Genomic DNA, 25,471 nt, shown 5'->3' with positions numbered 1-25,471 from the left:
CAGCGGTATCAGCTGTCTCACTTTGAGAATTTCTTCTACTGAGAATTTCCAGGGAAGAACAAGTACGCGCCTACACGACGCTAAGGCAACTTCGAGCAAAAAGGGGCAGTCGCATTGGCCCGACTAGCGCCCACTTCCTGTCACCTCCTTGAAGACTCAGGGAGGGCCAATCCTTGCCCGTCCATTCGACGGGGCTGCGGGGTGATCGGATTCGTGGCTGCCAGTCGCAATGTAGCTGGTTTGAGCTGCGCCCCAGTGAGCCTCGTAGCACTATTGACGGCTACGATTTGTCCCTCGTAAGATCGGCCCGTACCTCACGGAGGGATGTGCATGACGGTGATGTCTACCGCCCAATACGTCACCGCCTGCATGACTCGGGGTACCCCACAGACCCAGCGGTTGGCGATGAGGCACGCCGCGAGAGCAGAAATGTTCGAACCTTCCCATGGCATCTCTTGAGCGACCGGTCGACAAGCAGCTCTCCTCGCTGCGAGCTGCACGCGAGCAGTTTTTGATTTCGGGCATGCTGACCCCGGATGTGCGCTCTCCCATCCGGGATTCTTGGTCCCGCAGCGCCCACCTGGGTGTCGACCCCGTGGACCTGAGCACGGCATCGGGTGGCGAAGTACTGCAGGAAAATGAGATCTTTCAAGGCATCACCACCGTCCTTCAGCACACGGCCGGTATCCTTGCCGATGAGCCCGTCAGTATCATCTTTGCCGCGCCGTCGGGGGACATTGTTGACCGGTACTGCTCCGACTTTCAGCTTCGCAAGAAGCTCGAATCCGTTTTCCTTACCCCCGGGTACGCATACGGCGAGTCTGATGTTGGCACAAACGGAATCGGCACGACAATCGAGGGGTCGAAACCCACCCTCGTGGTCGGGGATGAGCACTTCAACGAAAAGCTGTTCTCCTTCGCATGCGCTGGTGCACCAGTGCACCACCCTGCAAGCGGCGCACTCCTCGGCGTGGTCGACATCACCTGCAACGCCTCGATAGCTAACCCACTGTTGCTGGCCACAGCTAAAAGCATCGCTGCACAAATTCAGGATGCACTCACCGAGCACGTCGGAGCCCGGGAACTGGCGTTGCTGCGCGACTACATGGCCGCGTGCCGGCGCAGCTCAGGTCCCGTCCTAGCGCTTAACAGCGAAGTGGTTATGATGAACCGCCACGCACAGGCACTCCTCGCCCCTGATGACCGGGCCGCTCTGCTTGCCCACACCGCTGACTCTGTGAATGAAGTAAGCTCCCGGACAGTCGTTGCCGACCTGCCTAGCGGCACCACCGCCCGCATGCACTATAGACCGACGACGTATGGCGACTCCATTGTCGGCGGCGTCTTCCGGGTGCAGGTCGGCAAACACGACAGCAGTGTGAGCCGGGCCCCGGCATCACGGCTTCCCATGGGCAGGTTGCCCGGTCTAATCGGGACATCACCGGATTGGCTCCGGGCTTGCTCGCAGGTGCAGGAGGACCGTGCCCAAGGCCGGTCGGTCGTTATCGAAGGTGAGACCGGGGTCGGTAAACTTGCCGTGCTAAAAGCTGCACACTATGCCAATGGCAATGGAGAGCACCTTCGAGTCATCGACTGTGGAGCAGTTATCGATCCGGAAGAGTGGCTGGACGAGGTCAGCAAGGAACTCAAGGAGGCCTCCGGGACACTCATGCTCCAACATCTCGAGCAGCTGCCGGACACAACGGTCGGCCCCTTGTCGGAGTTGCTCGTTAGGCATTCCGAAGATTCTCAGGTCGATGGTGTTCGCTGGCTGGTCGCGACCCGCACCCCGACCGCGGAGGCGACCGCAGTAGAGGCAATGATCGTTCCTTGTTTCGACAGCACAGTCAGGATCCCACCACTTAGACATCGTTCTCAAGATATCGGCGCGCTTGCGACCCTCTTTCTTCGCACCTCAGCCCGCTGCGAAGACATCTCCTTCACACAGGCGGCTCTACGACAGCTCGCCCGCCTGCCCTGGAACCGGAATCTCGTCCAACTCCGGGCGGTGGTCAACAAAATTGTCCGCTCCAAGAGGAGTGGTGTCATCGACGTCGGCGATCTGCCGCCTGAGTGCCAGTCAGTCGTGCGGCGATCACTCACTCATCTGGAATCCCTCGAGCGAGATGCCATCGTCGAAGCTCTCCGGACCCACGGCGACAACAAGAACGTTGCGGCGGAACACCTGGGTATGTCCCGCGCAACCATTTATCGCAAGATTCGCGGTTATGGCATCTCCGTCACCCCAACGAACGAGGCGCCACAACCCTGAGATTGCCGCGGCAGAAACCTTCCTGGCGGTGGACGCCCGATCTGTCCTTTTACTCCTCGTAAGCGAATGCTGAGGTGCGTCTCAAACCCAAGTAGGCAGGCGCTCCAAGGAGTAGGGCGCGTCTAAGGCCCCACCGTAAACGCACTCCGAATAGCCCAACCCCTTGACCTAGTTGTCTCGCTATCAGATCTCAAATTGAGACAGCCCGTGATGACTATTTAAGGTCTGATTAATCTCTGGGGAACGGCGGTCCTCGGCCAATTATACCAAGGACTACTCAGCTCCCTTCGGATGTTTTCGAAGCCATAAGTCTCACTTAGGCACGTAACTTCCATTGTCCGACTCCGTGTCCATGCCTTGCTCAACCCTCAGGAAGTCGATGATGCCCCACTTTGCTCCAGCCGATCAGCCGGCCACTTTGCGGCGACTGGACACAAGCAGCGCTGTCACCCTAGTCCATCTCAGCGCGACCTTTGAGGATCTGCAGACAGTACTGCGGTGCTGTGAGCGGCTAGTGACGGCGCTTACGCCCGGTGAAGACCCGCCTGATGACCTACTGATCGAAGCGGTCTGGACGACCGCACTGCTTTCTTACGGGCGATGCTTCTCATACGGCCGCGCAGGCGCGACTCTGACCGAGACTGACTTAGCAGCTACCAATCTGAAAGGTGATCTAACGAACTGGCACAAGGTTTTGCTCAAGTTGCAGGACCACTACACCAGCCGGACCACGAATCCCCGCGAGGTGTTTTCGATTGGGTTGGCGCAGGGTCAGGACGGTGCAGCGAACGGAATCGCCATCACCAGCGCACGTCAACCACTGGTCGAAGACCTTGCAGTTCGCCAGACGGGAGCTGTTGCCCTGGCGCTCAGCGATATGGTCAGTGCCCGCATTACGGCTTTGCAGCCCAATATCTTTGCCGAGTACAAAGACACACCCAGATCTGAGTTGGACAAGCTGCCCCTATTCGACGTCAGCAATACTCCTGAACGTGACCTGCTGTAGACGATCACCCGCGTTATGAACGGTCATGGTCGCCTTATCAGCGGCCGTGCCCTGCATGGAGTTCGGCGCCCACACTGGTGATTCGATGGCGGTCCGGATACGGCCTGGTATGGACGGGGCCTCTTCCCTGCGCGCCCAGCGCGGTCCCTTGTCTTCAAAAAGGGAAGTTTTAAACCGGCTGCCGGAGACCTATCACGGTCTCGGCTATATGGAAGGAAGCACATGACCGAAACTCAGGAACACCCTTTAGTCCCCACTCCTGGGAGCGCACAGGGCCTGGACCAGAAGGTTGAGGGCGGGTGCCCGGTGGCCCATGGCAGTGCCACCGCCCAGGGCAGTGAAAGCGAAAACCCTGCGATCGATTCGCCGACGCCCAAGGGGCACCGGCCGCGGACCAACCAGGACTGGTGGCCCAACCAGCTGGACCTCTCCGTGCTGCACACGCACGGCCAGGCGAGCAACCCGCTTGGCCCGTCCTTCAGCTACCGCGAGGAATTCCAGAAGCTCGACGTCGAAGCCCTCAAGCAGGACATCAGCCAGGTGCTGACCACTTCCCAGGACTGGTGGCCGGCGGACTTCGGCCACTACGGCGGCCTGATGATCCGGATGAGCTGGCACGCCGCCGGCACCTACCGCGTCCACGACGGCCGCGGCGGAGCGGGCGACGGCGGCCAGAGGTTCGCGCCGCTGAACAGCTGGCCGGACAACGCCAACCTGGACAAGGCCCGGCGCCTGCTGTGGCCGGTGAAGCAGAAGTACGGCCAGAAGCTTTCCTGGGCGGACCTGTTGGTCCTCGCCGGCAACGTGGCCCTTGAGTCCATGGGTTTCGAGACGTTCGGCTTCGCCTTTGGCCGCGAGGACGTCTGGGAGCCCGAGCAGATCTTCTGGGGACCGGAGGACACCTGGCTCGGCGACGAACGGTACACCGGGGACGGCACCATGGCCGAGGACGTGGGCTCCACCGAGATGGGCCTGATCTACGTCAACCCCGAAGGCCCCCGCGGCAACCCGGACCCGGTGGCCGCGGCCGCGTTCATCCGCGAAACCTTCAAGCGGATGGCCATGAACGATGAGGAGACATTCGCGCTGATCGCCGGCGGCCACACGTTCGGCAAGACCCACGGCGCCGGCACCGCCGATGACCACGTCGGCCCCGAACCGGAGGGCGCAGACCTTGAGGCGCAGGGCCTGGGCTGGCTCAGCACCTACGGCAGCGGCAAGGGCGGCGACACCATCACCTCCGGGCTGGAGGTCACGTGGACGGACAAGCCCACGCAATGGAGCAACCGCTTCCTGGAGATCCTCTTCGAATACGAATGGGAACTGGTCAAGAGCCCCGGCGGCGCCCACCAGTGGGTCGCCAAGGACGCCCCCGAGATCATCCCGGACGCGCACGACCCCAACAAGAAGCACCGGCCCACCATGCTCACCACCGACCTGTCGCTGCGGTTCGACCCGGCGTACGAAAAGATCGGCCGCCGGTTCCTGGCCAACCCGGACCAGTTCGCCCTGGCCTTCGCCAAGGCCTGGTACAAGCTGCTGCACCGCGACATGGGCCCGGTGGGACCCCACATGCTGGGGCCCTGGGTTCCGGAGGCACAGCTGTGGCAGGATCCGGTCCCCGCCGTCGACCACGAACTGATCGGCGAGCAGGACATTGCCCAGCTCAAGGCCAAGCTCCTTGACTCCGGACTGACCATCCCGCAGCTGGCCAGCACAGCCTGGGCGTCGGCTGCAACCTACCGAAAGACGGACCGCCGCGGCGGGGCCAACGGCGCCCGGATCAGGCTGGAGCCGCAGCGCAGCTGGGAGGCCCACGAACCGGAGCAGCTGGCTGCCGTGCTTCCCGTACTTGAGCGCGTGCAGGAGGAGTTCAACTCGGCACAGTCCGGCGGCAAGAAGGTCTCACTCGCGGACCTTATCGTCCTGGGCGGCGCTGCTGCCGTGGAAAAGGCAGCAGCCGACGCCGGGTTCCCCGTCACGGTGCCGTTCCGTCCGGGCCGCACGGACGCCACGCAGGAACAGACCGACGTCGAATCCTTCCAGTACCTGGAGCCGCGGGCCGACGGCTTCCGCAACTATCTGCGCCCCGGTGCGAAGGTCCAGCCGGAGACCCTCCTGCTGGACAAGGCGTACATGCTGGACCTCTCCGCGCCCGAGATGACGGCACTGGTGGGCGGCATGCGTGCCCTGGGCACCAACGTGGCCGGCTCCAGCCACGGTGTACTGACGGACAAGCCGCAGGTCCTGACGAACGACTTCTTCGTCAACCTGCTCTCGCCCGGCACCAAATGGAAGGCGTCGGAGTCGGAGGAGAACTCCTACGAGATCACCGACGTCACAACCGGCGAACTCAAGTGGGCGGCCACCCCGGTGGACCTGGTCTTCGGTTCCAACTCCCAGCTGCGGGCACTGGCCGAGGTCTACGCCAGCGATGACGCCAAGGAGAATTTCGTGAACGACTTCGTGGCCGCCTGGGCCAAGGTCATGGAACTGGACCGCTTCGACCTGGAATGACCCAGCTACGAACTGCACAGGGACGGGGCCGGCTGCCACTGCAGCCGGCCCCGAACGCTTTTCACCACATGCTATATCCCTTTGTCCGGGGGTCAAGCAATACATCCAACATCGGCCGGTCCCTGCGGAGAACCTGAGTAGTCCACCCTTCGATTCTTAAGATCCTTGATGCTTCCTTCAGGTGCAATGAGAAAGATTTGCAATACTCGGCATGCAAGGGATGAAGGCACTAGGCAGGAGAAATATTGGCTATACGAGTCCCGGACGTTCGTCTTTCTGGCCTTAACAGCCATGAAAACATAACGCATTTCCGGTGGGTCGAGGAAGGTAATTTCACGAGGGGATCGAACAGCAAGGCATCCAGGGTCGAATAGATCGACGTCCGGGGCGGAGGCGCTTACGTACGTTCCTCAAACGCCATAGCTGAGCTCGGAGTCATAGAACCCCAGGGCCAGGCTCCCTACCTGAGGACATGCGCAGACGGCGAGTGGACTGGAACTCATGGCATGTCGGCTTCGGCCGGTCTCCAAACCGAGAAAGTTTGGACTGAAGGTCGAGTGCCAGAGTGCTTACACCTGATTATTACCGGTACTCTGCGAGGTGTGACCCGGGTGAGCCGGCGCGGTGCCGTTAGGTGTGGGGCTCCCAGTGATGTCTAGGTGTATTAGCCGCCGTACAATTCCTCGGCGGACAGCCGAGCGCTGGGGATGGCGAACGGCCGGGGGCTCAGTAGTGAACCGGCAATTCCGGGTAGAGCCAGTTTCCGGCGCCCACACCGGTCTTACGCCCCGCCACCGGTGGCTCCGGCGACTGCCGTCCGGCTGGCAGTCGCTGTAGATCTCCAGCCTGGGGATGCTCGTTCTGCTTTCGTACAGAACCCGGGTCCGGCCGGGTCGCCGAGGAAACCAGGCCAAGGTCATGGCAGCGGCTGAGGAAATCGGCTACGTTCAGAATCGCGCCACCCGTCAGCTGCGCGAACGTTCAACCGACGCCGTCGCCCTTGTATGTGCCCCAGCGGGTACCCAACATGTCGTTCTACATGCCCTTCGCCTTGGGGGCTGCTGACGAGGCGGCCAAGCATGGGTACACCCCAACCTGACGTCAGCTGGTCGCGTTTTGTGCGTCAGAGTAAGACCCAACGCGTCTTACCGGACAGGACGAATCAAAGGCTGTAGAACCTAACCTGACAGATTGGAGTTCAGCCCCAATCCGCGGCCGGGCCCCATTTGATGAGACGTTGGCTTGGTCCATGACACAGGGTCCCCTTCCATCGGGGCCCTGTGTCATGGCTATTAGTTAGCGGGGGTAGTTGTTCGGCCACTTCTTCCCATAGCTGCCCTTTAACGCCTTATTTCCAAGGAAATCGGACACCGGTGGGCGATTGAAGCCGTTGCTGGGGTTGTAGTGGCCGTGCCCGGGTCCATCCGCTTTGCCCTTGCCGCCATATGCCTGCTGGTTGCTTCCGTAGCGGGGGCTGTTGTAGGACTTGCTACCCGTGTTCTTAGGATTTGTGAACGGCCCCTTCGACGGCTTGCCGAAGACGAGGTCCATGAATGAAGGGTTGCACCGCTTGCAGGTGCAGAGAATTCCATGTGCCATTTTGTTGCTCCTTCGGTTGAGGAGTGGCAGTTCTGCCGACCCCTGGGGTGTTCCGGTATTCCCGGGTTACTTATGAAGACGTAGTTGAACGAACGAGGTTGGATGCTGGCGAATTTAATGTTTGCGATGTCAACTTGGCTGATCGGGTTGATCCGGGGCATGACAAAAAGAGCCATTGACCCGTAAGGATGTGGGAATGCGGCCACGGCTGGTTATAGCATCAGAAAATGAGTCCGAGCCGCCGTCGAAGGAGTCCTGATCGTGCACGGGCGGGTGAGTATTCCCAAACCCTAGAGGCGATTCGCGGTTGGGTGGAGGAATACGCTCCCGACTCGCGAACCTTCGGGCGTGCGCTTTCAGAACTCGATCCTAAAGCCGCTGCCTTTTACCTTTCAGAGTGGCTGCCCACAGCCCAGAGCCCCGAGCGACTGTTAGGGGATGGCCGGGCGTACGGCTGGCTTTGGGTAGTTATCGAGGAGATATGGCGTGCCCAACCCACCGATCCCCTCTTCGCAATGCGCAAGGAATCGATGCGCTGGTTGATGCTCGGTACTCTCTCACGCCAACATCCTGGTCTGAGCTTTAAGGAGTCCAGTCGGCTCCGAAGCATTGCGGACTCCCTTGGCCGGCATCGCAAAGACCGAGGTGGCGTGGCACGAGACCTCTACCTCGCCTTGGTCGATGTTTATTTCACAACACCGACCGTGGCCGCCCGGACCAGCACGTCCGCCGCGTGGTTCTATGACTTCACAAAGGCTGCCGAGGAGGAATACAAGGTTGGCGCTCATCTGCAGGCGGCAAGACTGGCAACGAAAGCCTGGGAATTCCGCGAAAATCTTCCATCCAACCCGAAAAGTGCGAAGGCGATTTTTCACACTGCGTCGGTAAACGCGCAAATTGCTGCCTACATTCACGACGAGGAGGCCGGCGACAGGATCGCTGCGGCCCTAGAGCGACTTGAAGAAGCGTACGAGTCAATTTCCCAATTTGATAGCGAAGGATCATTCCTCGCGGTAGAACACCTACAGATTGGTTTAGCGCGAAATAACCTGTTGTTGTTCATGAGTAGGTGGCAACTGATGCCGTACCTTGACGGTCTCCATGCTCGTCGCGATGCCCTGCTTAAGGCTTTCAACAGATATAGAGATCTCATGCCAGTTATGCCGGCGCTTGAAGTTGATACTCCGATGTTGCCGCCCCTGCTCGGCGCAGTTGAAGTCGCCAGGCTCATGGAGCATCTCGCTCAAGTCAGTGGAAGTCTTGGAGATTTGTGCGTGAGCCGGTACGCGCTGGACCGACTTCAACGACTAGATGTCGGCGAATTGAATACGTGGGAGCAAGCGATATCGGTAGCGCTTATGCACCCCGACCTTCTTGAACGCCAGCGGCAGATGGAACGTGTACTTCGTATCTCCCAGGGCTTTTCGGGCGGCAGCGCCTACGTCCGCTCTCGTATGTTCCGACGATCAGCAGCAGCCGCCCGCCGCCTAGGGCAATCTCTTCATAGTGAAAAGCTCCGTACCTCTGGAGCCTTCTGGGCTTCCATGTCGAAAGAATGGGAAGCTAAGTCGTCGGAGTTAAAGCAGAGTTCCCTGACCTCACGCCCAGATCGGTCAAGGGAACAGGGAAGGATTGGCACATCCACAGTAGCGAGCGTGACTCCAGAAGGTTCGCCAGCACATTTAAAGATCCAACCTCCGGACAACGCGGTACCCGCCCCCGTAACCGTCCAAGTTACGGCCACCGTGTTGCGCAAGGCATTAGCCCGCGGAATACCGCAAGCCCTCATTATTGCGCTACTGAATGCTGGCCGGTCCATCTCCTCGCAGCACACTCGAATCGACCTGACAGGGATCTGTGCGGCCGTGGAAGCAATCGATGGTTGGGCTGTGCCCAGGGTCCCGCTCGTGGACAAGCCAACACCCTCCGGTCCGGACGATAAAAAACACGCGCAATTGTGGATGCTATTGTCGGCTGCCGAGTTGGCCGCAATCTTCACGCCACAGTTGCTGCCGGAAATCCATTTGGCGGTTGCTCGATCACCCCTCACTGATCCGGACGCCAAACTGATCCACGCCCGGATCAGTAAGCAATATGCGTCGAATCAAAAGCGTCCCAACATGATATTGCGAGCGTTGTTCGACGCCGTGGGGTATGCGTTGAAATTGCAGGAGGGGCCATTGGTGACAGAGCAGGTGGAGGCTCTAATCGCGGCAGTCGAGGACACAGTGTTTTCTTCCACGATCGGCAGTGACCTTATAGATACGGCTTCTTGGGCAGGGCACCGGATTCAAAAGCTCACCGGATCACTAATAGAGGCGGGATTTATTAGTGAGGCAGCGCGCCTCTTTGATGCGAGCGTTGGATGGGTCCAATCCGCCGTGGCGCTCCGGCCCGAATATGCCATGGAACTGCAGCTGATGGAGTCGTCGTTCTACTATCGGAGAGCAGAGGACCAGGCAGAGCTCTTCGCCCGAATCCGTGACCGCATACTTGCTGCACAGCCCCCTTCATCAGAACCCCGTATCGAGACCCGTCCCCGTCGGACGCGACCGCTACAAGACGAGGCCCTCGTCCGGCTGGTTCCCGGGGCCGTAGAATCTTGGGCGCTTATTACCTATATAGGTAACGGAGGAGAGCATCATAGGGCGGTGTCGCTGAAAACGGGTTCCGCTGAAATCCTTGACTTGTCGGAGGATATCTGGTTCGAGTTGCGCCCTTCTCGGATGGAACAGCCAGCGGCCTCTCTGGAAGAGCTGCACCGGGTTATAGTTGAGCCGATCCTGCCTTTCACGGCCGATGCCCGGGTGCTGCTGTTCGTTCCGCAGGGCGTGATGTCATCGCTGCCGATCCACGCCGCTCGAGGGCCCCAGGGCTACCTTTTGGAGCACAAGGCCGTTGCCTACTTTCCGGAAGAACGACTCCGCGTCCATGAAGGCAACGGTGACAAGGCCCCTTGGCTAGTGTGCGGCTGGGATGTATCAGCGCACGCGGAACGCGAATCCCGGGAAGTCGCCCGTGCCCTTCGTCGGCAGGAGCTTTCCGTTGATTGGCCGGAAAACGCCGAAGCCGGACTGGAAAAGCTGTTCGGCAGCGGCAGACTTGCTGGGCTGCACGTTTCGGGTCATGGCCGTTCTATCGCCTGGCCACAGTCGTTTAGCTCCCAACTCGCTCTATCCAAGAGCGTCACTATGACCGCTTCAGAATGGCTCGTCCACGGGCCGCGCGCAGAGTTTGTGTTCTTTAATGTGTGCGGCCTTGGCCGAGTTCACCCCCGGAGCGGGGACTTAAACGGCTTCCCGTTGGCTATCCGCCTACGGGGTGCAACGTCCTTGATTGCCGCGACCGGGTACATCCCACCTCAACAGGCGCATTCGTTCGCCCGCCTGTTTTATGAGAATGCACGACGCGGCGATTCGCTTGCCGCGTACTGCGAAACCGTCTTGTCCTGCATTGAGGAGGGGATGCCGCCACACGTCTGGGCGCCCTACGCGCATTTTGGGCGCGGCCACCGCTTCTTGACGTCGAGAAGACTCCCCCGTCATCGACGGGAGAAACATTCCAACCTCGACGTTCAAACCTCGTTTGAATAGCAGTAGCGTGTTCGCAAACGGCCCGTGCCCGCCTAAGAAAGGACATGACATGACAATCGAGACTCTCGATACTGAAGGCGATGACGACTACGACGTTGATGGAGCTGAATCAGTCCCTGACTGCGCGGCCGATCCGCGCGCAGAAATTGAAGCCTTCACCGGCACGACACTGGAGCACCTCATGCGTGTCGGCTATTCAGTGTCGGCCAGGAAGCTTCAAAAGAGAGAAGACAGGGAGGACACAGTACAGGAAGCATTCGTACGGCTCATCTCGGTGGCCCGACGTCAGCCTGCTCTGCCTCAACATCCGGGAGCTGAACGTGCCGCCGCCTATTTCGCCCGGATCGTGCTTAGCGTGATCATTGATAACTGGAAACAGGAGGTGGCAGCAAAGCGCGGCGGTGGAGCTGCGGTGCTCGCACTAGACAACGAGATTCACGTTGAAGATCCTCGTCCAATGCCGCCGCACCACGCGCAGATGAGGGAATTACGTACCCGCATCCTCACTGCAGTCGAGACCCTTCCACCAGGGCACCGCGCAGTCGCGGAGCTCGCATTGGACATCGATTCGGGGGATTTCAGCCGCCTTAGCCATTCTGAGATTTCCGAGCGCTTGGGACTACCAATAAAGACTGTTAAGAGCCGCATACATGAAATTAAGAAGAAACTAGCCATCTGCCTCGCAGACTGGAAGGAGGAGCAGTAATGAACGCTAACGAAATTTTCCGGAAGGGCCCTGAGGCCGTCGATCTATGGCGGCGTGTGCTTGAAGCGGAGATTGAGTTGGAGGAAGCGGAAGACGGTGCTGACCTTGTCGGCAACCTCGACGAGCTTGACGAGGACGAACTGGCGGAGGCGCAGATAAACGTATTCTCGCGTCTGGGCGTCGTCCCGCCGACCGGAAATGTTAGCGCCCTGATGGCTGCCTTCATGGTTGACTTGGAGAACTGGCGTATCGATGCATCCGCACCTGCGTTGGCGCTGGCGCGTGACGTCGGGTCCGTTGCTGAAACTGTCAAGGTCTCTGTCCCAGAGCTCATTGCAGAGGGCCATGACGAGGTTGTGCAGTTCGAATGCGACCTTGACGAGCACGGGCGCATCACAGATCTGGCAATAAAGATCTCTGCCACCGATTTGGCTGGTCCCCCACTTACGCTCGCACTCCTTGAACCGAACGGCACAGTACACACCACACGTGTTTCCTCACGGGGTTTGGCGCGCTTCTCCGGGCTGGCGATCGAACCCTCCCCTGGTGACAGCCTGAGATTCGAATTACGCCGATAGTCCCGGGCGCTCAGTTGGACGAGTCATAGCCGACGTCTTTGACCACGTTGCGGAGTGCTGGACATCCTATTTGGGGCCGGTGGGGAGGTACAGAAGCTGCAATCTGTTGACTCTGCCCTCCCGCGGGACTTCTGCAGCTCCCGCGTACCGTTCTGCCCACACGCGGTCAGCGCTCCTGAATGATGAGTCAGCACAAAGTTCCGCTGAATTCTCCAACCGTCTACTCTGAACCTCGTCTTCTTGAGTAAGCCCGTCAAAACCCGGGAGAGCTACAAAACCAAGGAGACCAAAATGTTCCAAGCATTTCGCCTTTCGAGGCTCATCAAGGGAATCGGCACGATCGTCAGCCTGATGGCTCTGATCGCTACCGGGGGTGCGATAGCCGCCGTCCCCGCTGAGGCGGCGGCCTTCACTTACTCTGTCTACGCGCCCAACAAGGTCAACTCGACAACGGCCGAAGGCTGGGCAAATCTTAGCCGCGATTGCTCCGGAACCTACGGGTGCTGGAGCTACATGAAGATTGAAAAGCGCGAGTGGTGGGGGTGGTCCTACCGGGGCGGTGGTTGGGTCAACAACAACGGCTGGAACAGCATCCGCGGTGAACTTACTGCAGGCTGTGGGGACTACCGGACCACCGTCGATAGCTACAACGATGTTGCCGGTGGGTACGGAAGCGGCGCAAACATTGGGCCAGTGGGCGCGAGCTCAAACGGGACGCGGATTTACCGCTACAAAACAACGTGGTCTTCAGGGACTAACAGGCTTTGCCGGTAGTTCAAGACTTCAAAAGCTGGGCCGGGCGTTCTGCCCGGCCCAACTTTTTGGCGTTACGGGCACTCGCGGCTGGAGTGGTTCACATGCACGCTGACGTAGAACGGCCCCGCAGTAGGCTCCGGACAAGGGAGTGGTAGCAGTCTTGGGCGTCGGCCCTATTCCGTGTTGACCATTCAGCAGAGCTAGTCAAAGGTACCCGCCTCCGGGGTCTTCTGTCCGCCGTAGCGCATTTTTTGAGAGGGCCTTCTTTGGCCATGACGATGCGCATGTGTGGGCCTGTGTGGTTCAGCCATCAGATGCTGACCTCGAAAGCTGGCTCCAGCCCCAAATGCTCACAACCGACCAAATTGCTTCTATCCGGTAAAGGGCTTCTGGGTGCTTTGTAGCGCTCAGGGCATACCAATCCTGACGCATTATCCACCGGTGCTGCCGAGGGAGCTACCCAATGGCTCGCCCTTTCCAGCACCGGAATACCCAGGTTGCCCCCAACCGTAGACTGCTCGGTTCGCGTTCCCTTGTCGACATCGAGTGTCTGTCCCCTCATAACGCAAGTCGGCTAATGCACCATCGTGAGGGCTATCACAACCGTCTTCCGTACGCTGAGCACATACATCCGCACGTATAACAAAACTGCTAGCCTTAATTCATGGCAAAAAAGATAGTAGTGCTGCTGGAAGATGATATTGACGGCTCGGAAGCGAACGAGACAATATCCTTCTCCCTCGATGGCAGGGAATACGAGATCGACCTTAATGACGGTCACGCAAGCGAACTGCGCGAGACCCTTTCCCGCTTCACCACCGCCGGCCGCCAGATATCTGGCGGAAGTGGTCGTCGGGCGCCCCGGACCAATTCATCGCAGGGCGGCCCGGGCGCCAAAGCTGTCCGATTGTGGGCAGCTGAGAATGGCATCCAGGTGAACACCCGCGGGCGTATTCAGGCGGACGTTGTAAAGCGGTACGAGGCCGCTCACTAGAGCAGTAAAGACAAAGTCAGGGCTGGAACCTATATATGGTTCCAGTCCTGACTTTTCATTTGCAAAGCGCAATTCATGCGGTGATTTTTATGCAGATATTGTCCGCACATCCGGGAACCATCCGGCCGGGGCCTTTTTGGGCTCCAAGTGTTCGGGGTCGCGGTGTTTTTGCATGTCGCATTTGTAAAACGGGCCGCGCGGGTCGAGGAGAACGCTCATGTGGTGGTCTGCGTGGTCTTTGAACCAGACGCTGATGCCGGTGGCCCCGTCGAGTCTGAGGTGTTCCCAGGCACGCCACAGTGCCTCCACCCGGGAGACAGCTTCCGGGTGGAAATACCATTCGATGCACCACTTCGCTGCACGGCCGTCCACGTCGCGGACGTAGGTGGGCAACAGCTGCTCGTGCAGGAATTCCTCGGCAGAGCCGTAGACCAGCTGCGGGGGCTTCTGCTGTTCGCTCAGATCAGCACAAGCTTCCTGTGCGTCCGGGCTGGGAGTTTCTCCGAAGCGCCCGATGTTTATCGTCATATCCCGGCTCCCCTACCCGGTCACCCATGGATTTGTGGCCGCTGCCGCGGCCACCGGTATTGGTTCGTTCTCCGGCTGCGGGCTGTACTTCTTGATGGACGCTTCCACGGCGTCCTTGTGCGGGCCCGTGTACCAAGGCATGGTCCGGACCAGGGTGGCGGGGGCGCCGGATGCAAGGACGACGGCGCGGCCGCGATCCAGTTCGGCAAGGTTGGAGACGTCGAAGATACGCTCCTTGGACTCCTGCCGTGAGCGGCTGGACCCGGACTTCCCTGACGAGACGGAGACGTTGATGTAGCTATAGTCCCCGACCAGGTCCGAGAGGGCCCGGAGGAAGCCTTCCTCGGCCACACCGCCGCCATAGACCTTGACGTTCGCGGCCGACCAGATCTTCCGCATGTTCGCCTCACCCCAGAGCTCGACGCCCTGGGACCAGGACTGCAGGATGCCCATCACGATCAGGCCCTTGGAGCCGTAGTGGCTGAACTGGTCCGGGAGGCCGGCCCAGCGAACAACGTTCGCCAGCTCGTCCAGGGCGAACAGCGCCGGCTTGGGCAGTCGGCCGCCGCTGCGCTCGGCCCGTTCCTCCATGGCCTCGGCGATCGCGACGGTCAGTGCCGTGGTGAGCGGGGCGGCTGAGCCGGCACCTTCCTTCGAGAGGATATAGATCGTCTCCTGGGACGCGGCGAAGGCGTGCGGGTTGAACTGACGGCGCCCATCGCCGGCTACGGTCGCGCCGCCGGTTGGGGCGACCCAGCGGAGGGTGTTGCGGCTCTTGAGGCACTGGATCATCTTTTCGGCGGTGCCGAAGATACCGTCCCGCTGCTTGTCGGCAAGCTTCAGCGTGGACTCCAGGCCCTTGTACTGCAGCTCGTAGTCATGTTCCCGGAGGATTTCGATGGGTTCCTGGCTGACCTGCTCCGTCACCCACAGATAGACCTGCGTGATCGGCAGATCGCCCAGTGCGGCCGCGATGAAGTACGAGGAAAGGATGTCTTCGGCTTTGGGCTCGAAGTAGGCGTCCGGCTTGGACCCGGGCACCCGGGACCCGACCGCGAAGTGCTGGGTGAGCTTGTAGGCCTTCTCTTCGTCGGTGACGTAGGAGAGGGGGTTCCACCACCAGTCCGGTTCTTCCTGGGCGATCTTCTGGGGATCGAACACCCACACCGGCGCGGCTGCCTCGCGGACGCCACGGGTGCCATCGACGACGTCACGCTTGTTGGACGTGGAGACGACAGCGCCGGGAGCGTCCAGGATTGCCGGCATCACGCGGGAGGTTGATTTACCGGTCCGGGGTCCCCAGATGTCGAGGCTGAGGTCTTCCCAGGACTGGACGAACTTCTGGCCGGTGGAGACGACCTTGCCCACGACGATGCCGGGGTTGTCCTTGATGCCCAGCCGTTCGGCTTTGGCCTGCGCTCCTTTGTCGGAGAATGCGGAGAGGGACTTGCCCCGGCCCAGGTAGCGGGCGGCTTTATCGACTCGGGCACGCTTGGACGCACCCTGCCGCCACGCCACCAGGACGACGACGGCCAGGGCCAGGACCAGGCCCGCCATGACGCAAACGACGATCGTGGACTGGGTCGGCCAAGGCACCTTGCCCTTGATGAGCCCGGCGATCAGGTCGATGGGGTGGGCCGGCGGCGCGTCGATGCCCGCCAGCCACGAGCCAATGTGTGCGGCGGCGTAGGTGCCGCCGCCGAAGACGACGATGAAGCCGATGGCCAGCCAGACGATGACGGCGTCGCCCAGGCCCATGCCTTTGCGGTTCGGTGCGCTCACAGGGAGCCTCCTTCAGTTGGCAGGATGGGTGCGGCCGGGTTGAGGATCGGTTCCGGGGATCCGTGCCATTTGTTGTCGGTGTCGTTGACCCCGTCGGGTCCGTGCTCGACGGAGGTCAGGCCGACCTGGACCGGGATTCCTGGACGGCCGCCGACCTTGATGAGGAACTTTCCACGCCCTGGCGGTTCGACGTCGAAGCCGCGCGAGTCCCAGGCGGGCGGGTCCTGCCAGGAAATGAGCTTCTGCTGTTCCTGCCGGGACAGGGGTATCGCGGAGGTCAGCAGGGGCATCTCGCAGGCGGGAAGGCCGCCGCAGATGACCATGCCGGAGCGTTCGACGAAGCCGCGGGCTTTCATCCGGTCCTCTTCTGCGGGCAGGGCCAGCAGGTCGGACATGGTGTGGGAGATCATGATCTGCCCGACGCCCACGGAGCGGTTGAGCCGGGTGAGGGCGTCCACGCGGTCGACCATGCCCTTTCCGGCTCGGAGGGCCCGCCACAGTTCGTCCAGGACGACGAAGTAGTTCCTGCGCGGTTCCAGCCCTGCGTCGGCGAGGGCGTTGGCGACGTTCACGGTGCCGAAGCCGTAGGACCAGCAGGCCAGCAGGACGGCGGCCTGCAGGTCGGTTTCGGTCTCGTCGATGCTGGAGACGTCGAAGACGACGGCGCGGTCCCGTTTCATGGGGTTGGTGGTTTGCTGGGAGAAGATTTCGCCGAGCTTTCCGCCCCCGGTCAGGCCCAGCAGGGTTGCTTCCAGGGCCCGGGTTTCCTGGAGGTAGATGTTCATGTCGCCGCGGTCCAGCGCGACTTGGCGCAGCTCGTCCGGGGCGGAGACGATCACGTCGAGCAGGTCTTTCAGGACAGGGACGCCGTCGAATCGTTCATCGAGGACCCGTAGGGCTCGGTCCAGGATGGTTTGTTCCTGGTCGGTGGGCGGGTTGTTCCGGCTGATGGTGATGAGGGAGACGACCATGGTCAGGCGCCGGCCGTGGGCGTCGGCGCGGACCCGGGCGGCGTCTTCGTTGTGCCCGCTGTCTTCCAGCAGCTGGGCCGCTTCGACGGCCTGCCCGGGGTCGAGGATGTTCAGGTAGCCAACGCCGCGGCCGAGCTTGATGACCTGGCCGCCGAGGGCTTTCACGGCTTTGACGTGCTCGCCTTTGAGGTCGCCAAGGATCAGCGGGTGAACGCCCTGCGCGGAGAGGCCGATGAACATCCGGCGCACCACCGTTGACTTTCCGAGGCCGGGTTTGCCGAGGATGAACGCGGACGGGTTCGAAATCAGGCGTGCGCGCTGGAACCAGCTGATCGGGTCACAGCAGACCGTTGCCTGGGTTTCCTCATGCCGGCCGAGTGGGACACCGATCATGGGTGACGAGGCACCGGAGGAGAACGGCCACAGTCCGCAGACCTGGACGGTTGTTCCCCGGTACTCCCGGACGGACGGGAGGAGCTGGGCCATGCCGCCGCCCCGCCCGGTCCACCCCCGAGAGCCAGGCCCGGCTTCCTTTGCCGGGGTTTTTGCTGTCTTTACTGTTTTTGCCTTCTTTGCTGTCAAAAGTTTCATGCGGGCCATTAGAGGGCGTCCTTTATCTCGGTGGGCACCATGCTGTGCTTGGGCAGCACCAGCCCCAAGGGCAGGGACGCTGCGAACGCGGTGTCCTGGGAGCCGTAGGCGCGGCGCAGCAGCACCCGGGCGGTACCGGAGGTCTGCTCGATGGCGGCAACGGCGTCCGGAAGGCGTTCCTTGTGGGTTACCGTGGCGGTGACGACCATGCCGAAGTTCACCAGACCGGCGCCCTGGGCTTCCTCCTCGGCCGCCCGGACAGTAGCGCGGGCATCGACCAGGGCACGGGCAGTGGGGCGGTTGCCGGAGGTGATGCGGACGTTGGCGTTGTTCTGGTCCCGCTCAACGACCGCGGCGGCGCGGGCTGAGTCCATCGGGCGGTACAGCAGGGAGACGCGCTTGCGGTCAATGTCACCGTGTGGGGCGAGCAGGCGGGAGAGGACGGAGGAGTTCACCGAACCGCGGGGGGCTCCGGTCATGGTCCAGGAGGCTGAGAAGGCGGAGTCGTGGCGGTAGGCGTCCCAGCTTGCCTGGGTCGCGGTCGGACCGACCTCGGCCCAGGTCAGGGATACAGGGGTGCCGGCGGCGTGGGCTTCGTCGATGATGAGCGCTGCGGGCGGGTCGTAGGCGATCCGTACGACCTCGCAGAGTTCCTGTGCGGACATGGGCCGGGCGATCCCGGCCCCGGTGGACTGCAGGCGTGCCGACAGTCCGGGGATACGGGAGGCCAGCTCGCGGGCGACATCCTCCGGGGTGCGCTTCTTTGAGCCCGCACGGAGGGAGGCGTTGAAGGTCAGGGACACCCAGGCCCGGACCGTGGCCGAGCCTTCCGGGTAGGTGTCGACGACCTCATGGAGCATGTCCCTGGCGAACTGCGGCGAGTCAGGGTCGATGTTCATCAGGACCTCATTCCGCAGCCGGTAACCGGAGTCCGGGGCGGTCTCAACGGTGACGGCAGCGGCGTCCAGGCCGGCCTCGTCGGCCAGCCCGGCGAGCCACCCGCCCCAGTTGGCAACCCAGGCATCGACCTGCTCAGGGTCAACCAGGGAGGCACCGTCGGGTTCGGTGGAGAAGATCACGGTGAAGTGACTGGTGGCTGGGACGTGCAGCATGGCGAAGGGGCGCTTGTAGGAGTCGGTGAACTCATACAGCGTGGACTTCGCCGCCAACCCGGGCAGCTGATACATGCCCCACCCGGTCACACCAAGGGGGCCGGAACGGTACAGGTTGGTGCCGGAGGACTTCGCGACCTTGAAAGCCAGTCGGGTACCGAAACGGTCTACTACGGACTGGCCGTGCTTGTCCTTCACAGTCAGCAGCAGCGCGCAGGCGCCGGCGCCGGCAAGGACGCCCAGGCCGACGAACAGGCCCCAGATGGCGAAGCTGACAATGCCCAGCAGGAGTCCGACCATGACAATGCCGCTGCCGATAGCGCCGAGGTTGCCCAGGCCGGCTGAGCGCGGAACGCGCCAGTTGCCGTAGGACGGTTCCTTGTATTCGGTGTTAATTGCTGCCACTGGGGCCCTCCCCGGTTGAATCCTGCGCGGTCGTCTTGATTGCCTCTGCTGTCCTGGACGCCACCTGGACGCCTGCTGCCACAGCCATGCCGGCCGGGCCTGCGGCCGTGGCTCCCGTCGCAGCCCCAGCCCCTCCGGCCGGTGCAGCCGCCCCCGCCTTGCCTGCCTTACCGGCTGCCCCGCCGGTACCCGAAGAGCCAGGCGTTGGCTGCCCTCCCCCACCGCGGGGGCCTGAAGATCCAGAACTACCCTTGGGAGAACTGCCTGTGTTCGTGCTCGTTGTGCTGCTGGAGCTGGCTGGGGTGGGCGCTGCGTTGCCCCGGCCACTGCCAACCCGGCCCATGGACACAGCCCCCGTGGCAAGGGCCCCCACGGCGGCACCGGCTGCTGCCCCACTGCCAGCGGCAACGGCTCCCACCATCGGCGTGACGAACCGCATCAGGGCGGGAAGGGCGAACAGGGCAACGATCATCAACGTGAACCCTGTGATGGAGCCGATCAGGGCATCCTTCCCGCTGGTCTTGCTCATCAACAGGAATGCGACCGAGTACACGATCGCGGCAGCGGGCTTGTAGAGGATGAAGGCGATGGTCCAGCCAACTGCCTTCTGGAACCACTGCTTGCCCATCTCAGTATTGGTGAATGCGGCGGTGGTGGGCAGGATGCCGGCCAGGATCACCAGCATGCCGCTGCGGACGACCATAAGGACGATCTGGACCAGGGACGCAATCAGTCCGATCAAGCCGAGGACGATGAGGATGAAGACCGCGTCGCCTGTCTGAACAACGGCGATTTTCTGGAAAGCGTCGGCAAATCCTTTGCCGTCCGTTGATCTTTTGATGATGGCGGCGGCGAATGCGTCAGCGGCAATGACCAAAATTGAGATGACGCCAAGGCCAAGACCCGAGACCAGAGTCAGTGTGACCAGTGATCGTAGGAGGTCTTTCAGCGGTGCTCCGCGCTGCTCCCAGATCATCCGAATGCCCCCAATGATCACGGCGAGGACTGCCAGCGTCAGCGTCCACGGCATCAACTCGCTATTCACAGCGGACACCACCGGACTGGCCTTTGCCCCCTCCTCGCTGGTGAGGTTCACAGTCGGCATGGACACCCAGAAGGTAGACAGAGTCGTCACCATCTGGCTCATGCCCTCCATGATCGACTTCGCTAAGTTCCCGATTGCGTCGTTGGCTATGTCTTCGAGTGCGTTGCCCAAGCCGCACTTGAGGTCTCCCCAGCTGCACTCAGCCATGTCAGACTCCGGACCAGAGGATGAAGCCGCCCAGGTCCCTGACCTGGGAGATATGGCCGAAGGGGGCTCCGTCGTCCGAGGGTTTGACCTTCCAATCTCCGTCCAGCCAGCGCATGGAGAAGGTTGTGCGGCCCAAGGCTCCCGTTGCCGTGGCGAAGGCGAGATCGATGGAAGCTTCCGACGGTGTGTAGGACTTAATCAGGAAGCCCTTCACCTGAATCGTTGTGTTGCTGCCACTGGATGAGGTGCCGCTGGCCGTCTCCTTCATCGCGGCGTCTCTACCGGTTCCCGGGACGAGAAGCTTGTCGGCGACCTGCTTGAGAATCTCGGGTTCCCCCGAGGATCCAAGAGCAGCTACGTTCATAGCCGCGTAGAGGGACCCGGTGGGTGAATGTGCGAAGCATGAGCGGAAGCCGTTGGTATCGGTTTTGCCCGGCCCAACTTCAGGATCCGTCGGGGTTGCCATCTTGCCTACCAACTCCCACTTTGAGGTGGGCGCTGCCCCAAGTGATGTCTCCGAGGAAGACGGCAGCCCACAAATGCTCTTTCCTCCGTCGCTCGAAGCGATGGGGCTGGCGGTGGCTGTGCTACTCGTCGCCGGTGCGGGCTCTGCATTGCTCTGCCCTTTGGGGAGCAGGAAGATGACGATCCCTGCCGCAACCAGCGTGACCACCAGCGCGGCCGCGATGATGAAGCCGGGTTTTGTGAACGGATTGCTTTCGGTGGTGCTCTCTGTTGACTGGCTCATACGGAACCTCCCGTTGGTGGTGCTGGTCTAGACGAAGGCGCGGACGATGCCTGCGGCACCGGTGATGATGATGCAGCCCATGAGGACCCAGCCGAGCTTGCCGATCGCCTGCGCGCCTTCACCGCGCTGGAGCTGGATGACCATGCCGATGCCGACGATGATGACGCCCAGGACGCCGAGGACCAGGCCAATACCGGAGGCCCAGTTCAGGATGGTCAACAGACCGCCGGCCTGCGCAGGGACGACGGGGGTGGGGTTGGGAATAACGCTGGTTGAGAGTGCAGTGAACGTGTTCATGGTGAGACCTTTCAGTGGTTGGTTGCGGTGGCCAGGGCGGCCACGTCGGTTATGAAGCGCTGGTATTCGCGAACGGCTGGCAGTGCTGTGGTGTCCGTGTGCCGCCAGGCGTCCACCCAGGGCAGAGCCCAGAATCGTGGCGCTCCGCCGCCTACGAGGGTGGTGAAGTCCCGGAGTGCTTTGGGTGTCTTTCCCGGGGCGTCTGCAAGGACGGCGAGGCCGAGGAGATCGACCTGCGGGGCGGCGCCCGATACCCATTGGGTGAGTGCGTTCCTGGCAGTGGTCAGGCCGCGCATGTCTGCGCGGCAGACCAGCAGCACCGGCGGCTTGGCGCCGCTGGGGAGAACGGGCCAGCGATGGTCCGTCGGACGGGCGGATTCGATGAGGTCAGCGATCCGGCTTTCACCCGCTCCCCCGTGGGTGCCAACAACCCAGAGACGGGCTGTGCCGGCCATGCTGCGGGTCGCCAGCCTGTCTGCCGCGTCTGGCTCGACCATGCCCCGCAGCGGTGTGCTGATGACAGCCGCCGGCGGGGCAGCCGCAGCCCGGGTTTCCTCAGCCGGTTCATCCGTCGTGGGGCGGGTAACCCAGGGGTTCAGGGTCTGTTGCATGGGTCCTCCTCTCAGGTTCCGCAGGGATAGTGCTAGAAGCCTTTGGCCACAGCGGCGGCCGCGGCGAGCCATGCCCGCTGGGTGGCGGGCTGGAGCGCTTCGTAGCTGATGGGTCCGTTGACCAGGGCGGGGTCGTACGGGATGCGGACGACGGCCCGCACGAACGGTTCGAAGCCGTCCGCGATGCGCTGTGCCTCGGCTTTGGCGCGCTTCAGGGCATCGCCGGTCATGCTGCGTTTGGCGTCGGTGGACTCGGAGACGATCACGACGGCGTTGCGTGCCAGCCCGGAGTCGTGGCCCCCACGGGATTCGAGGGTCTGCAGGGTCAGCCGGGCGGCTTCTGCGCGGTCCTCGATGGCGGTGACGGGGACGACGAGCTGGTTGGTGTGGTCGATCATCCGCCGCCAGTTGGCGGCCCGGGCGGTGTTGCCGGAGTCCATGATGACCAGCCGGTAGTACCGGGTGAGGACCTGGTGGGCGATGTCCACTTCCTCGGCGGTGACTTCGTGGTCGCCTTCTTCGTTTTCGTCCGAGCGCAGCACGTCGAACTTATCGGCGGTCTGGTGGTGGACGAACTTGGCGATCTCGGCCGCGTTCGTGGACGGGGACAGCAGTTCGGTGGAGGAATCGATCAGGTCCAGGACGCTGCGGTCGTGGGCGCCTTTCTCGGTCCGCCATCCCAGGGTGCCTTGGGATTCGTTGTTGTCCCAGGCCACCGTTGCGGCTCCGCTGTAGCGGGCAAGGATCGCCGAGAGCATCACAACAGTAGGGGTCTTGTTGGCGCCGCCCTTGCGGTTGACCACGGCGATGGTCCGGGGGCCGGGCCAGTGCTGGCTGACGGTGCGGATGTCTTCACGCTCGGACCGTTCCTCCGCAGAGGGGTCCATCCGGAAGCCCAGGCGGGTCAGCGTGCCGCGCCAGCCCTGTGTGGCCGGCTCCAGCACAGGGGCGCTGACCAGGAAGGAGGTCTCCTGCAAACTGCGTCGGGTCACTGGCGCATCGGCTGCAACAGCCTGCTGCGGTGCCTCATCGTCGGCCGGAGCCACGTCCTCGGCCACCGCCGTCTCCCCGTCCAGGGGCGGCCACGGCTGGCGGTCCCCGGTCGGCTGGGCAGCTTCAGGCTTCACCACGGGCGTTGGCGCTGAAGCGGCGTCGACAATTTCAGGGGTGGACGCAGGGTGCGTGCTGGCGGGTGCGGCAGTGCGGCGGCGGCCCGGCCGGGGCACGTAGGAGACGGATTCGACGTTGCCGCCCGGGTGGACAATCAGTTCGCCGTGGCCTTCGGGATCCTCGATGCGGACCCGGACGGGGCGCTGCAGCGTCTTGGCTTCGGCCACGACAAGGGCCAGGGCGTTGTCGCGCAGGTCCTGCAGGGTCTCCCCTGCCGGGACGACGCGGGAGTTTCCTGCTACGACGACCTCGGCGGTGCCGTTGTCGCTGATGATGGCCTTGATGTTCGGGAAGGCCAGGACCTCTGTCGGTATGGTGCTCATGAACCTGATTCCTTACGTTGACGGGGTTGGTGAAGTGCGGGCGTTTACGAGGCGGGCGGGGTGAACCGGTTGACCTTCCACGGGGCCTCCTTGCCGGTGCGGAGCAGCTGCAGAGTGTAGGTCCCGGCATCGGTGGGCACGGCTGCCATAACGCCGTAGCCGTTGGCCTCATCCACCGCCAGCGTCGCAGGGCCGGTCACCCGAGTGGCGGGGACATTGGCCGGATCCACGGCGGAGTAATCGGCGGTGGCCTGCGGCGTGAGCCAACGAGCGAGGTCGTTGGCCCACTGCTTGTCATCCACGCCCGGGCGGGCAAAGTCCGCCATGACCTTCTGGGCGGTGTCTACGGCGGCGTCCTTGCCGGCCTGATCCCAGCTGATGCCGATGGTGGCTGGCACCGTGCCATCGGGGGCCTGCGGGCCGCTGCCCGCGCTCAGGGAGACCGGCGCCGAGGCCGTGGCGGCCGTGCTGGGCGCCGGTACCGGCGTGGTGCTCGCTGCCGGTGCGCAGGCCGTGCGCAGCAGGACCACCGCGGTCAGTGCCAGGGATTTCTTCACTTCTTCTCCTCTTGAGTGGGCAGGTACAGGAAGGCTGACGGGACCGTGTTGCTGACCGTCCGGGTGTAGTAGTTGTGGTCATCCGGCGGCGGGTTGCCGTTGTAGCCCTCTTCGACGTAGGTCCCGTTGTCCTTGACTTCCTTCACCACCGCGACGTGGCCAAAGGTCGGGTCCGCTCCCCCGGCACCGGGCGCGTACCAAACGACCGCGCCGACCCGGGGAATGTTGCCGGTGGCCCAGCCCTTGGCATCCCAGCCGGCCTTCCACGTCAGCGCAGAACCCAGCTTCTGACCGTCCGGACGGAAGGTGCCATTGAGGAATTTGAACGGTGCGCTGGTGGACCCCATCTGCTGGTTCACCCGCCACAGCGCAAAGTCCACGCATTCCCGATAGAACATGCCCAGCGGCGACGCCACCGCTGGGCCCGTGCCGGCCTGCACCCAGGTCGGTGAGTTCTTCCACGGGTAGTCATCCCCGGCCCCGGACTGCCCTGGAATGGCGCAGCCGCTGCCCTCCAGCGAGAATGTGCCGTCCGAGAGGGCCTGGACGAGTTTTACGGCCTCAGGCCAATACTTCTGGTAGTGGTACGGGTCCGCGTTGCGCTGGACCTTGTTGCCAGCAATTGTCGGCGCCAGCAGCTCCCAGCCATCCACCTTCTGCAGCGCCTTGATGAAATTCGTCGCACTGATGGTCGGGTCCATCCGATCCGCGTACGAGCCCCACGCACCGTTCCCACGCTGCTGGAACAAACCCCGTGAATCCGGCCCGGCGACGTCGCCACGGTCCAGAACACGGAGCCCTGACTCCCCCAAGGCGACCATGACGCTGATCATCTGGCCCTTCACGGGCAGATTCAGCGCCTTGCCGGCAACCATGATCGCCGCAGCGTTCTTCAACTGCTCCTGGGAGTAACCATCGACCTTGGTATCGCCGTTGATCGACACCGAGACTGTCGGGCCGCAGTCGGCAGCGGCGGGCTTCGCCGGGGCAAGGAGTAGGAGTATGGAAAAGACCAGCCCGAAGATGAGGCCGGGGACCACGATCAGCGCCACGAGGCCAAGTGACTTCCGCTGCATGTGAATCCCCCCTGAGCCGCAGGCGTT

20 protein-coding genes are annotated in these 25,471 nt (G+C 62.5%); 8 read left to right on the top strand and 12 right to left on the bottom strand.

From position 1 onward, the window contains the following. Positions 1 to 445 precede the first annotated feature (445 nt). The 3 genes from QRM96_RS20205 to katG all read left to right on the top strand — a co-directional run bounded on the left by QRM96_RS20205 (position 446) and on the right by katG (position 5,795). Complete coding sequence (locus QRM96_RS20205) at positions 446 to 2,272, top strand: sigma-54-dependent Fis family transcriptional regulator (protein WP_285320746.1); 1,827 nt, start codon at positions 446 to 448, stop codon at positions 2,270 to 2,272. 379 nt (positions 2,273 to 2,651) lie between these two features. Next, the gene (locus QRM96_RS20200) at positions 2,652 to 3,278 is read left to right on the top strand and encodes a hypothetical protein (RefSeq protein WP_285320745.1); all 627 of its coding nucleotides are present in this window, start codon (positions 2,652 to 2,654) and stop codon (positions 3,276 to 3,278) included. A gap of 222 nt (positions 3,279 to 3,500) precedes the next feature. Continuing rightward, entirely contained in the window at positions 3,501 to 5,795 is a 2,295-nt protein-coding gene (gene katG, locus QRM96_RS20195; RefSeq protein ID WP_285320744.1) for a catalase/peroxidase HPI, read from the top strand. Between the two features lie 1,296 nt (positions 5,796 to 7,091). Here the strand turns inward: katG and QRM96_RS20190 are convergent. Beyond that, positions 7,092 to 7,346 carry a hypothetical protein gene (locus QRM96_RS20190; RefSeq protein ID WP_285320743.1) on the bottom strand — a complete coding sequence of 85 codons (255 nt, stop codon included), beginning with the start codon at positions 7,344 to 7,346 and terminating at the stop codon, positions 7,092 to 7,094. A 275-nt stretch (positions 7,347 to 7,621) separates the two neighbouring features. On the opposite strand from QRM96_RS20190, the gene QRM96_RS20185 reads away from it, so the two are divergent. From QRM96_RS20185 to QRM96_RS20165, 5 genes are all read left to right on the top strand, one after another. After that, positions 7,622 to 10,987 (top strand): CHAT domain-containing protein, encoded by a 3,366-nt coding sequence (locus QRM96_RS20185; protein ID WP_285320742.1) that lies wholly within the window; start codon positions 7,622 to 7,624, stop codon positions 10,985 to 10,987. A 49-nt stretch (positions 10,988 to 11,036) separates the two neighbouring features. After that, on the top strand, positions 11,037 to 11,693 hold the full coding sequence (locus QRM96_RS20180; protein WP_285320741.1) for an RNA polymerase sigma factor: 657 nt from the start codon (positions 11,037 to 11,039) through the stop codon (positions 11,691 to 11,693). After that, a complete protein-coding gene (locus QRM96_RS20175) occupies positions 11,693 to 12,271 on the top strand; it encodes a hypothetical protein (RefSeq protein ID WP_285320740.1) in 579 nt (192 codons plus the stop codon). The genes QRM96_RS20180 and QRM96_RS20175 overlap by 1 nt, the downstream gene beginning before the upstream one ends. 240 nt (positions 12,272 to 12,511) lie before the next feature. After that, positions 12,512 to 13,045 carry a hypothetical protein gene (locus QRM96_RS20170; RefSeq protein WP_285320739.1) on the top strand — a complete coding sequence of 178 codons (534 nt, stop codon included), beginning with the start codon at positions 12,512 to 12,514 and terminating at the stop codon, positions 13,043 to 13,045. 646 nt (positions 13,046 to 13,691) lie between these two features. Continuing rightward, positions 13,692 to 14,021: a histone-like nucleoid-structuring protein Lsr2 gene (locus tag QRM96_RS20165; RefSeq protein ID WP_285320738.1), complete on the top strand. Its 330-nt coding sequence runs from the start codon at positions 13,692 to 13,694 to the stop codon at positions 14,019 to 14,021. 87 nt (positions 14,022 to 14,108) lie between these two features. On the opposite strand, the gene QRM96_RS20160 is transcribed toward QRM96_RS20165, so the two are convergent. The 11 genes from QRM96_RS20160 to QRM96_RS20110 are packed head-to-tail and all read right to left on the bottom strand — an operon-like array spanning position 14,109 to position 25,444. Next, the gene (locus tag QRM96_RS20160; protein WP_285320737.1) at positions 14,109 to 14,549 is read right to left on the bottom strand and encodes a DUF4913 domain-containing protein; all 441 of its coding nucleotides are present in this window, start codon (positions 14,547 to 14,549) and stop codon (positions 14,109 to 14,111) included. Positions 14,550 to 14,561: 12 nt separating this feature from the next. Beyond that, positions 14,562 to 16,331: a type IV secretory system conjugative DNA transfer family protein gene (locus QRM96_RS20155; RefSeq protein ID WP_285320736.1), complete on the bottom strand. Its 1,770-nt coding sequence runs from the start codon at positions 16,329 to 16,331 to the stop codon at positions 14,562 to 14,564. Then, positions 16,328 to 17,902 carry a helicase HerA domain-containing protein gene (locus QRM96_RS20150; protein WP_502934914.1) on the bottom strand — a complete coding sequence of 525 codons (1,575 nt, stop codon included), beginning with the start codon at positions 17,900 to 17,902 and terminating at the stop codon, positions 16,328 to 16,330. Before QRM96_RS20150 ends, QRM96_RS20155 begins: the two co-directional genes overlap by 4 nt. Continuing rightward, positions 17,902 to 19,410 carry an SCO6880 family protein gene (locus QRM96_RS20145; RefSeq protein WP_285320734.1) on the bottom strand — a complete coding sequence of 503 codons (1,509 nt, stop codon included), beginning with the start codon at positions 19,408 to 19,410 and terminating at the stop codon, positions 17,902 to 17,904. The genes QRM96_RS20150 and QRM96_RS20145 overlap by 1 nt, the downstream gene beginning before the upstream one ends. Then, on the bottom strand, positions 19,397 to 20,662 hold the full coding sequence (locus QRM96_RS20140; protein WP_285320733.1) for a TrbL/VirB6 family protein: 1,266 nt from the start codon (positions 20,660 to 20,662) through the stop codon (positions 19,397 to 19,399). The genes QRM96_RS20145 and QRM96_RS20140 overlap by 14 nt, the downstream gene beginning before the upstream one ends. A 1-nt stretch (position 20,663) precedes the next feature. Continuing rightward, on the bottom strand, positions 20,664 to 21,410 hold the full coding sequence (locus tag QRM96_RS20135) for a DUF8175 domain-containg protein (protein WP_285320732.1): 747 nt from the start codon (positions 21,408 to 21,410) through the stop codon (positions 20,664 to 20,666). Positions 21,411 to 21,437: 27 nt separating this feature from the next. After that, positions 21,438 to 21,707: a hypothetical protein gene (locus QRM96_RS20130; RefSeq protein ID WP_214944378.1), complete on the bottom strand. Its 270-nt coding sequence runs from the start codon at positions 21,705 to 21,707 to the stop codon at positions 21,438 to 21,440. An 11-nt stretch (positions 21,708 to 21,718) separates the two neighbouring features. Continuing rightward, entirely contained in the window at positions 21,719 to 22,318 is a 600-nt protein-coding gene (locus tag QRM96_RS20125) for a DUF6668 family protein (protein WP_285320731.1), read from the bottom strand. Positions 22,319 to 22,350: 32 nt separating this feature from the next. Next, complete coding sequence (locus tag QRM96_RS20120) at positions 22,351 to 23,811, bottom strand: chromosome partitioning protein ParA (RefSeq protein WP_285320730.1); 1,461 nt, start codon at positions 23,809 to 23,811, stop codon at positions 22,351 to 22,353. A gap of 44 nt (positions 23,812 to 23,855) precedes the next feature. Then, complete coding sequence (locus tag QRM96_RS20115; RefSeq protein WP_285320729.1) at positions 23,856 to 24,368, bottom strand: hypothetical protein; 513 nt, start codon at positions 24,366 to 24,368, stop codon at positions 23,856 to 23,858. Further along, positions 24,365 to 25,444: a CHAP domain-containing protein gene (locus QRM96_RS20110; protein WP_285320728.1), complete on the bottom strand. Its 1,080-nt coding sequence runs from the start codon at positions 25,442 to 25,444 to the stop codon at positions 24,365 to 24,367. Before QRM96_RS20110 ends, QRM96_RS20115 begins: the two co-directional genes overlap by 4 nt. Positions 25,445 to 25,471 lie beyond the last annotated feature (27 nt).

It is taken from the genome of Pseudarthrobacter sp. lyk4-40-TYG-27 (assembly GCF_030209295.1).
In the GTDB taxonomy this organism is placed as follows: domain Bacteria; phylum Actinomycetota; class Actinomycetes; order Actinomycetales; family Micrococcaceae; genus Arthrobacter.
The sequence above is the reverse complement of the archived record's forward strand: the minus strand, read 5'-3'. Positions and strand labels throughout refer to the sequence as shown.